We start from the raw sequence: 518 nt of genomic DNA on the forward strand, positions 1-518 counted from the left end.
TCTTTAATCATTTGCTGGAGAATGAGCTCATCAACCAACTCTTGTTCAATGTGTTGTGCAGTATTGGAATTCATAATAAGCGCTCCCTATAACATAAACAGTTCACTTTTTTTAATCTGCTGGGCCAGTTTGTCTTTCCATTTTTTCGGTAGAAAACGCAGCTTTTTGACTTGGCGAATCAGCTCGTCTTTTAGGCTCGGAGTGTGTTTCATGTTTAGCACCGAGCCAATCAGATTGGCATCGCTTGCTTCAAGCAGCTTTTTGGCTTGCTCAAGTTGCGTGGTCGTCGTAGACCCGTAATGAGCAACCAGAAGCGTTGCATCACAAACTCCCGCGATGACTTGCGGTGGAATGTTACTCTTGTTCACACTGAGCAACGGAGAGGTGTCGATGACAATGCGATCGTACTGAGATAACCATGTCTCGATGTTTTTCCTCAGTGCGGTTGGATCTCGATATGCCAGCTTGGTGCTTGCCAACGACGGGGCAGGTAATCCCACCAGCGTTTGGTGCGAATG

Annotated in this window: 1 pseudogene; it reads right to left on the reverse strand. The window is 46.5% G+C overall.

From position 1 onward, the window contains the following. Positions 1-86 precede the first annotated feature (86 nt). A pseudogene (locus UF06_RS00045) lies at positions 87-518 on the reverse strand (chromosome partitioning protein ParA); the annotation flags it as partial.

It is taken from the genome of Vibrio sp. S234-5 (assembly GCF_000960595.1).
Taxonomy (GTDB): domain Bacteria; phylum Pseudomonadota; class Gammaproteobacteria; order Enterobacterales; family Vibrionaceae; genus Vibrio.